8 protein-coding genes are annotated in these 8,304 nt (G+C 67.3%); all 8 read right to left on the bottom strand.

Features of this window, described 5'->3' with window-relative positions; genetic code table 11:
* Window positions 1-28: 28 nt before the first annotated feature.
* The 8 genes from ACE026_RS12190 to ACE026_RS12155 all read right to left on the bottom strand — a co-directional run bounded on the left by ACE026_RS12190 (window position 29) and on the right by ACE026_RS12155 (window position 8,232).
* Window positions 29-1,291, bottom strand: coding sequence for a glutamate-5-semialdehyde dehydrogenase (locus tag ACE026_RS12190; protein ID WP_486039207.1), 1,263 nt, complete (start codon window positions 1,289-1,291; stop codon window positions 29-31).
* Between the two features lie 35 nt (window positions 1,292-1,326).
* Entirely contained in the window at window positions 1,327-2,475 is a 1,149-nt protein-coding gene (gene proB, locus ACE026_RS12185) for a glutamate 5-kinase (protein ID WP_486039206.1), read from the bottom strand.
* A gap of 13 nt (window positions 2,476-2,488) precedes the next feature.
* Window positions 2,489-2,749, bottom strand: a complete 261-nt coding sequence (locus ACE026_RS12180; RefSeq protein ID WP_486039205.1) for a YciI family protein — start codon at window positions 2,747-2,749, stop codon at window positions 2,489-2,491.
* 69 nt (window positions 2,750-2,818) lie between these two features.
* The gene (gene argH / locus ACE026_RS12175) at window positions 2,819-4,114 is read right to left on the bottom strand and encodes an argininosuccinate lyase (protein ID WP_486039204.1); all 1,296 of its coding nucleotides are present in this window, start codon (window positions 4,112-4,114) and stop codon (window positions 2,819-2,821) included.
* A gap of 75 nt (window positions 4,115-4,189) precedes the next feature.
* Window positions 4,190-5,143, bottom strand: coding sequence for an N-acetyl-gamma-glutamyl-phosphate reductase (argC, locus tag ACE026_RS12170; protein WP_486039203.1), 954 nt, complete (start codon window positions 5,141-5,143; stop codon window positions 4,190-4,192).
* A complete protein-coding gene (locus ACE026_RS12165) occupies window positions 5,140-5,739 on the bottom strand; it encodes a GNAT family N-acetyltransferase (RefSeq protein ID WP_486039202.1) in 600 nt (199 codons plus the stop codon). Before ACE026_RS12165 ends, argC begins: the two co-directional genes overlap by 4 nt.
* Window positions 5,740-5,744: 5 nt before the next feature.
* Window positions 5,745-7,070: an acetylglutamate kinase gene (locus ACE026_RS12160; RefSeq protein ID WP_486039201.1), complete on the bottom strand. Its 1,326-nt coding sequence runs from the start codon at window positions 7,068-7,070 to the stop codon at window positions 5,745-5,747.
* A 73-nt stretch (window positions 7,071-7,143) separates the two neighbouring features.
* Complete coding sequence (locus ACE026_RS12155; protein WP_486039200.1) at window positions 7,144-8,232, bottom strand: acetylornithine deacetylase; 1,089 nt, start codon at window positions 8,230-8,232, stop codon at window positions 7,144-7,146.
* Window positions 8,233-8,304 lie beyond the last annotated feature (72 nt).

Below are 8,304 nucleotides of genomic sequence, written 5' to 3'. Positions count from 1 at the left end.
GTGCGGGCCGGCGGCCGGCACCTCCGGATCAGGTGCGTGTCTGGCCTTCGCCGCGGACGACGAAGCGCTCCACGGTGAGCGCTTCCAGTCCCATCGGGCCGTAGGCGTGCAGGCGGGTGGTGGAGATGCCGATCTCCGCACCCAGGCCGAGCTCGCCACCATCGGAGAAACGCGAGGAGGCGTTCACCATCACCACCGCCGAACGCAACGCGTGCACGAAGCGCTCCGCCGCCCCAGCATCCTCGGTAGCAATCACCTCGGTGTGGTCCGAGCTGTACTGCTGGATATGCGCGAGGGCGTGCTCGAGGTCATCCACCACGCGCACGGCGATGATCAGATCCAGATACTCGGCGGCGTAATCGTCGTCGCTGGCCATCTCGGCATCGGGCAGCCACTGGCGTGCCACCGCATCGGCGCGTAGCTGCACGCCACGCTCGGCCAGCGCTTTCGCCGCCAAGGGCAGGAAGGTCGGCGCGAGGTCGGCATGGACCAGCAGCGTCTCCAGCGAGTTGCAGGCCGACGGCCGGCTGCACTTGCCGTCCACCAGCAGGCGCAGCGCCAGTGCTGGATCGGCGGCGCGGTCTACGTACAGATGGCAGACGCCCTTGTAATGCTTGATCACCGGTACGCGGGCATGCTCGGCCACGAAGCGGATCAGCCCCTCCCCCCCGCGCGGAATCGCCAGGTCGATCAGGTCGTTGAGCTGCAGCAGCGCCAGCATGGTTTCGCGGCGCAGATCCTCGACCAGCGTCAGCGCTGCGTCGGCAATGCCGGCCTCGCGCAGCGCGCGCTTGAGCGAGGCGGCAATCGCGGTATTGGAGTGGATCGCCTCCGAACCACCGCGCAGGATCACGCCGTTGCCGGCCTTGATGCACAGCGCGGCGGCATCGGCGGTCACGTTCGGGCGCGCCTCGTAGATCATCGCGATGACGCCCAGCGGCACGCGCACTTTCTGCACGCGGATGCCATTGGGGCGCACATCATCGCGGGTCACCTGGCCGACCGGATCCGGCAATGCGGCGACCTCGCGCAAGGCGGCGGCGATACCGGCCAGACGCTGCGGGTTCAAGGCCAGGCGATCCAGCATCGCCGTGCCGACGCCCTTCTGTGTGGCCGCCGCAAGATCGCGTGCGTTGGCGGCGAGAATCGCATCGGTATCCGCGTCGAGCGCGGCGGCCATCGCTTCGAGCAGCTCGGCCTTGGCGGCGGAGGACAGCTGGGCAAGTTGCTGGGCAGCCTCGCGGCAGGCCAGCGCCTGGGTGCGGATGTCGGTAGTGGGGCTGGCGACCATCTCAGTATCCTTGAAAAAACACGGTGGGGACGCGATTACAACAGCACCAGATCGTCACGGTGGATGACGTTGCCACCGTAGTTGTAGCCGAGCACGCTTTCGATGTCGCGCGAGTGGCGCCCGGCGACGCGGCGGATGTCGCTGGCCGAGTACTGGCTGACGCCACGGGCCAGGCAGACCTCGCCGGCCTCGGTGCGTTGCCGGATCTCGATCATGTCGCCGCGGCGGAAGTCTCCCTCCGCACCGACCACGCCGCCGGGCAGCAGCGAGGCGCCCTTGCCACGCAGCGCATCGGCCGCACCGGTATCGACCAGGATCGCGCCCGGTTCCAGCGGTGCGTGCCGCAGCCAGTACTTGCGCGCGGCCACGCGGGTCTGTGCCGCATGGATGCGGGTACCGAACAACCGGCCCTGGCTGAGCGCGCGCACCACCTCGGCGCTGCGCCCGTTGAACAGGCAGGTCTCGATGCCGACACGCCCGGCCTTGGCCGCGGCCTCCAGCTTGGTATGCATGCCGCCGGTGCCCGCGCCGCTGCCGGCCCCCCCGGCCATCGCCAAAACTTCGACGGTCAGCTCGGGCACATCGTGGATCGGCCGTGCCTGCGGATCGCGACGCGGATCGGCGCTGTACAGGCCGTCGATGTCGGTGGCGATGAACAGCACATCTGCGTCGATCAGCGCAGCGACGGTCGCGGCCAGATTGTCGTTGTCGCCGAGCTTGAGCTCATCCACCGAGACGGTGTCGTTCTCGTTGACCACCGGCAGCGTGCCGAGCCGCAGCAGTTCGTTGAGCGTAGCGCGGGCATTGAGATAGCGGCGGCGGTTGCGCAGGTCGTCATGGGTCAGCAGCACCTGCGCCACCGGCCGTTCGAAGAAGCGCTGCCACAACCCGATCAACTGTGCCTGACCCAGCGCCGCCAGTGCCTGCCGTGCCGCCATCGCCGCCCCGGCTTCCAGCGCGCGCGGCACGATCGCCCGGCCAGCGGCGACCGCGCCGGAGGATACGATCACCACTTCACGCCCGGCCAGGACATTGGCTGAGACGAACTGGGCCAGACCCAGTGCGTGGCGTGGCGAGAGACCGCCGCCGTCAGCGGCCAGCAGGCTGCTGCCCACTTTGAGCACGGCACGTTTCCACTGCGGAACGGCTTGTTCGGTGAACGGCGAAGGCACGGGCTGGTTCATGGGGTCGGTGCGCTCAGCGCGTACTCCATTCGTGGATACGGGCCGTGGCACTGCCGTGCACCAGCAGCGGATCGGTGTCGACCAGCGCCTGTGCAGCGGCCAGATCGGCGATGTCCTGCAGCACGTAGGCGCCACCGCTCTTGTCGGTGAAGCCCCCGGTCAGCAGCAGCTGCCCGCGGGCCCGCACCTCATCGAGAAAGCGCACGTGCTCGGCACCGACCTCATCGCGGAAGTCCGGCGTGCGGGTGACCGTCACCAGATAACAGATTTTCATGTGAGTCCTTTTCCCGGGCGCGCCCGGCAAGACGTTACAAAAACGGCGACCTTGCGGCCGCCGTCGTGATTACACCAGTGCGGCCCAGCGGGCGCGCAGTTCATCCAGCCGCAGGTCTGCCGCCGCGCCGGGCGACACGCGCGCGGCCAGGCTGCCTTCGGGGGTCCGCCCCTGCCCGGCCGTATCCGCCGCCGCGGCGGCGGCCTTGTAGGCCTCGCGGAACGGCACACCGGCCACCGCCGCTTCCACGGCGACATCGGTGGCGTACATGCCCGAGTCGATCGCCGCACGCAGCTTGTCGTCGCGCCATTCCAGGTTGGCCAGCAGTGCCGGCAGCAGTTCCAGCGCGGCCAGACCGCGGCCGAAGCCATGGAAGATCGCGCCCTTGCTGCTCTGCAGATCGCGGTGATAGCCCGACGGCAGCGACAGCAGCTGCTCGATCTCGGTGCGGGCCGCGGCCACGCTGGCGTGGGTGGCACGCATCAGTTCGATCACGTCCGGGTTGCGCTTGTTCGGCATGATCGAACTGCCGGTGGTGTACTGCGCCGGCAGCGCGACAAAGCCGAACTCGCCGCTGGTGAACAGCGACAGGTCCCATGCGATGCGGCGCAGATCCAACGTGGCGCCGCCAAGCGCTTCCAGTGCGGCCAGCTCGAACTTGCCGCGCGAGAGCTGCGCGTAGATCGGCGAGATCTGCATCCGCGCAAAGCCAAGCGCCTGGGTAGTGTGCGCGCGGTCCAGCGGCAGGTTCACGCCATAACCGGCGGCCGTGCCGAGCGGATTGGCATCGACCAGGTTGAAGGTGTCGTGCGCGCGGATCGCGTTGTCGATGAAGGCTTCGGCCCAGCCGGCCCACCACATGCCCGCCGAAGACACCACGGCGCGCTGGATGTGGGTATAGCCCGGCACCGGCAGGTCCTTTTCCGCCTCGGCGCGATCCAGCGCGACCCTGGCGATCTCGCGGCTCAGCTCGGCCACGCGCAGCAGCTTGTCCTTCAGCCACAGCCGGGTCGCCACCAGGATCTGGTCGTTGCGGCTGCGGCCGGTGTGGATCTTGCGGCCGGCATCGCCGAGGCGCTCGGTCAGGCGCGCTTCGATCGCCGAGTGGCAATCCTCGAAGCGCTCATCCAGCACGAAGGCGCCACTGCGGAAATCCTCGGCCAGCACATCGAGCTCGCGCTGCAGGCCGACGCGCTCGTCATTGCCGAGGATGCCGATGTTCTCCAGGCCCTGCGCATGCGCCTTGCTGGCCGCCACGTCGTACAGGAAGAACGCGCGGTCCAGGATCACATCATCACCGGCCAGGAAGGTCTGGATCTTGGCGTCTACCGCCACGCCGGGCTTCTGCCACAGAAGGTCTGCCATGTCTTGCTCCGTAGGCGGATTCGCTCCGCCGGGTTGTCAGGGCGCGCGCAGGGGGCCGCGCTGCGCCGTGGGAATTCAGTGCGGGATGGACGCCAGTTCGTCCAGGCCCAGCGCCAGGTTGAGGTTCTGCATCGCCTGGGTGGCCGCGCCCTTGAGCAGGTTGTCCAGAGTCGCCACCACCACCACGCGCTTGCCACCCGGGGCCACGTCGAAGCCGCCGATCTGCACACCATGGCGGCCCGCGATCTGGCTCACCCATGGCGCTTCGTCGATCACCTCGATCAACGCTTCGTTGGCGTAGTACTTCTGATAGAGCGCGATCACGTCCTCGCGCGTGACCACCGTGTTGAGCCACAGGTTCACGGTCATGGTGATGCCGCGGAAGTGCGGCGCCACATGCGGCATGAACTCGACCGGCACGCGCAGGTGCGCAGTGACTTCGCGCTCGTGCACATGGTTGGTCAGCGCGTACGGCATCAGGTTGTCGCGCAGCAGTTCGGGATTGTTCTTGTCCGAGGGCGTGGTGCCCGCGCCGGAGTAACCGGAGACACCAAAGCACTGCGGCGGGCCGGCCAGCTGCTGCAGCAGCGGGCTGATCGCCAGCTGCATCGCGGTGGCGTAGCAGCCCGGGTTGCTGATGTGCTTCTGGCCCAGGTAATCGCCCCGGGTCAGCTCCGGCAGGCCGTAGTACCAGCTCGGCTCAAAGCGCTGATCGGCCGACAGATCCACGATCACCGTGTCCGGCCTGGCCGCATCCAGCGCGGCCACGAACGGCGCGGACAGGCCATTGGGCAGTGCCAGGATCACGGCGTCCATGCCCTTGGCGGCGACAGCGTCCGCATCCAGGTTCTCGAACTGCAGTTCACCGTGCCAGTCGCTGTGGTGATCGCTCACGCGCTGGCCGGCCAGCTCGCGCGAGGACACGAAGCCCAGCTGCAGCTGCGGGTGGGCGGCAATCAGCTTGATCAGCTCGGCACCGGTGTGGCCGCGGGCGCCGACGATGCCGACAGTGAAGGTCTTGGTGCTCATGCGTGTGCGTCCAGGCGGTGCTGCAGGTGGCGCTTCACCCCCTGCCATTCCGCATCGATGATGGAGAAGATGACGGTGTCGCGCGGGGTGCCATCCGGGTGGCGCTTGTGGTTGCGCAGCACGCCGTCCTGCTTGGCCCCCAACCGCGCGATCGCGGTGCGCGAGGTGAGGTTGAACCAGCTGGTCTCGAACACCACGCTCAGGCATTCCAGCCGCTCGAAGGCATGCGTGAGCAGCATCAGCTTGGTTTCGGTATTGATGCCGGTGCGCTGGGCGGCCTCGCCGTACCAGGTGTAGCCGATGCTCAGGCGCGGCACCTCGGCGTCCAGATCGTAGTAGCGGGTGGAGCCGACCACTTCATCGGCCTCGTTGAGGACCGCGAACGGCAACACCTTGCCCTCGGGCTGCGCCTGCAGCGCGGCCTGGACATAGGCGGTCATGGTCTTCGCACTGGGTACCTGGGTGTACCAGAGCTTGGACAAGGTGCCATCCCCCAGTGCACCGCGCAGGCCATCGATATGCGCCATCTGCAGCGGCTCCAGCCGGGCGTGTGTGCCGGCCAGTGTGGGGACCTTGGTCCAATCGGCGAGATTCATGAGGTTCAGCCCTCCAGGCTGGGGGTACGTGCGGCGCAATGCTCGACGTATGCTTTGATGCGGTCGAAGCCATCGGCGCCGAACCAGAACACCTTCCAGTGGCCCTGCTTGTAGCAGCCATCGGATTGCGCGTAGTAGAAGTGATTGATCGGGTTGCCGTTGCGCGAGCGCCAGAACAGCTGCGGGGTTTCGTCCAGCATGACATTCCAGACCGCGCGGCCCAGGCCTTCGCCCTGCGCATCGTCGAGCACCGCGAACTTGTCCAGGTAGACGCCTTCGGGCTCGTCGGTGAGGATCACCGCGGTGCGATAGTTCTCGCTCACGTAGGCGCGCAGCAGCTTGGTCTTCTGGAAATAATCCGGCACCAGGGTACGGCCGAAGCTGGATTCGATCAGCTGCTTCAGGCGCGGCAGATCGAGTTCGTCCCACGCGGTAGCGCGCAGCACTTTCTCGCCCTTGCGCACCAGCGTGCCCGAGCCCTTGTGGGTGAACAGTTCCTTGGCCAGGTCCGCCGGGCGCGTGATCGACACCGAGGACTCCAGTGGCAGCCGATCCAGCAGGTCCTTGATCTGTTCGATCTTGACCCGCATGCCGCCATGGATCCACGGCTGCTGCATCAGCTGGTCGTACTCGGTGGACAGGTTGATCGAGTCGATCACCTTGCCCTCTTCATCGAGCAGGCCACCGGTACCGGTCAGGAAGATGATCTTGTACGGCTGCAGCTCCTGCACCAGCTCATTGGCGGCGAAGTCGGCGTTGACGTTGAGGATCTGCCCGCAGCGGGTTTCGCCCAGGCTGGTGATCACCGGGATCGAGCCGGCACGCAGGCTGGCTTCGATCGGGGCCAGGTTGACCTTCTTGACCTCACCGACCAGGCCATAGGTGTCCTGATCCAGGTACTCGGCTTCGAACACGCCGCCGGTGATCGAGGTCGCGCGCGCACCGTTCTGCTGCAGGGCTTCGACCAGCTGCAGATTGGAGGCCTGGAACACCCGGCGCACGATCGCCAGGCCTTCGGCCGAGGTCACGCGCAGGCCGTTGACGGTCTGCTTCTCGATGCCGGCCGCCGAGAGCTCGGCGTCCAGCTGCGGGCCGGCGCCGTGCAGCACGATCGGGGTCAGGCCGACTTCCTGCAGGAACGACAGCGAGGAGGTCAGCGCCTCCAGGTCATCGCGCAGCACCGCGCCGCCGACCTTGACCACGGCGAAGCGCTTGGCGTCCAGCTGCGAGAAACGCTTGAGGTACTGGCTGATCTCCTTCGCGCTGGCCATGCTCGAGAGCAGGCGCACGATGGTCTGACGGGTCTGGCGGTGGGGCTGGGAAGAAGGCATTTCGATATCGTCGCAGGCGGCCGGGGCCGCGATGGGAGTTCCGTCAGTGGGGGACCACGACGGCGTCATTCGATCAGGCGCCGTGCGCAATGATGCGGTGCACGGACTCGGCGTAACGCTGCAGCTGCTCCAGCGTCACGAACTCATCGGCGGTGTGGGCCTGGGCGATGTCGCCCGGGCCGTACACCAGCGTGGTGTAACCCCCGGCCGACAACAGCGAAGCCTCGGTCCAGAAATCCACCGCGTTGCCGATCGGGATGTCCAGCGCATCGGCCACGTCACGCGCAGCCAGACGGCGGTTTTCTGCTTCGGCAATATCGCCGGCCGGGAAGCTGGGCCCGCGGAAGGTCTCGGTGAACACCGCGGCCTCCGGTTCGGCGAAACCGGCAAAGGTGGCCAGCAGCGCATCGATATCCATCGAAGGCAGCGGGCGGAAGCCGAAACGTACTTCAGCGGCGGGCGCGATCATGTTGGCCTTGATGCCGCCTTCCACACGCCCGATGTTGAAGCGCAGGCCGGTCAGCCCGCCAAAGCGCGTATGCGACAGCGACTCGACATGGTCCAACGCGCGGTTGCCCCAGCGCATCGCCTGATGCAGTGCGCTGGCCGCCGCATCCTGCTTGCCCGAGGCATGCCCGGCGCGGCCCTTGAACTGCATCAGCACCGAGCTGATGCCACGGTGCGCGAGTACCGCTTCGCTCATGGTCGGCTCGGCCACCAGCACCGCTTCATACGCAATGCCGCGGGCGAGGAAGGCGGCGATGCAGCGCGGGTCGTTTGCCTCTTCGTCGCTGGAGAACAGAAACGCGGCGTCGCCATCGCTGGCGTTCGCCGCTGCCACCAAAGCAGCCGCGGCGCCCTTGATGTCGCACACGCCCAGTCCGATCACGCGGTCCTCGGCGCGCCGCATCACGTGCGGGTCGGCCGTCCAATGCGGCGAATCCGGCACGGTATCCAGGTGCACGTTGAACAGGTACTTCGGGGTGCCACGCACCGCATACAGGCTGACCGCACCGTCGCCATGGTCGATCACCTCCACGTTGAACCCGGGCAGGTTCGCACGCAGGTAATCGAAGATGCCGCCGGTGGTGATCGCACGCGGCGGATTGCGCGTGTCGAAGGACACAAGCTGCTGCAGGTGATCGAGCGTCTGTTCCAACATGTGTCTGAATATCCGTAGGGTTCAACATCGGTAGTAGTGGCGGGGGGGGGGGGGGGGGGGAATGATCCAGCC

The sequence above is a fragment of the Stenotrophomonas sp. AGC87 genome, from assembly GCF_057333975.1.
This window is presented reverse-complemented; position numbering and strand designations above follow the sequence as displayed.

What these genes read in the sequence shown, in the direction of transcription:
- ACE026_RS12190 (WP_486039207.1), bottom strand. Translation starts at nt 1,291, where the DNA reads ATGGTCGCCAGCCCCACTACCGACATCCGCACCCAGGCGCTGGCCTGC.
- proB (WP_486039206.1), bottom strand. Translation starts at nt 2,475, where the DNA reads ATGAACCAGCCCGTGCCTTCGCCGTTCACCGAACAAGCCGTTCCGCAG.
- ACE026_RS12180 (WP_486039205.1), bottom strand. Translation starts at nt 2,749, where the DNA reads ATGAAAATCTGTTATCTGGTGACGGTCACCCGCACGCCGGACTTCCGC.
- argH (WP_486039204.1), bottom strand. Translation starts at nt 4,114, where the DNA reads ATGGCAGACCTTCTGTGGCAGAAGCCCGGCGTGGCGGTAGACGCCAAG.
- argC (WP_486039203.1), bottom strand. Translation starts at nt 5,143, where the DNA reads ATGAGCACCAAGACCTTCACTGTCGGCATCGTCGGCGCCCGCGGCCAC.
- ACE026_RS12165 (WP_486039202.1), bottom strand. Translation starts at nt 5,739, where the DNA reads ATGAATCTCGCCGATTGGACCAAGGTCCCCACACTGGCCGGCACACAC.
- ACE026_RS12160 (WP_486039201.1), bottom strand. Translation starts at nt 7,070, where the DNA reads ATGCCTTCTTCCCAGCCCCACCGCCAGACCCGTCAGACCATCGTGCGC.
- ACE026_RS12155 (WP_486039200.1), bottom strand. Translation starts at nt 8,232, where the DNA reads ATGTTGGAACAGACGCTCGATCACCTGCAGCAGCTTGTGTCCTTCGAC.